The sequence below is a fragment of the Burkholderia sp. BCC1998 genome (assembly GCF_905339875.1).
Taxonomy (GTDB): Bacteria; Pseudomonadota; Gammaproteobacteria; order Burkholderiales; family Burkholderiaceae; genus Burkholderia.
In genome coordinates, this window is record NZ_CAJPHE010000119.1 from 1 (window position 1) to 273 (window position 273).

Here is a 273-nt window from a genome sequence, read left to right on the forward strand (position 1 = left end):
GGACAGCATGGAAGAGGCTGCGCAGAAGGTCGTCGCGGCTGCCGCAGGCAAGTAAGCGCGCTCAATGAATAGGTATGGCGGCGCGGTTTGCACGCGACGCCAATCGAACAGAGGTCAAAATACATGTCGATTCTGATCAACAAGGACACGAAGGTCATCACGCAGGGCATTACCGGCAAGACCGGTCAGTTCCATACGCGCGCCTGCCGTGAATACGCAAACGGCCGCGAAGCATTCGTCGCTGGCGTGAACCCGAAGAAGGCCGGCGAAGAT

General features: G+C 58.6%; 1 pseudogene. It reads left to right on the forward strand.

Annotated features, from left to right (window positions below):
- Positions 1 to 123: 123 nt before the first annotated feature.
- Positions 124 to 273 (forward strand): annotated as a pseudogene (locus tag U5A56_RS37050) (succinate--CoA ligase subunit alpha); the annotation flags it as partial.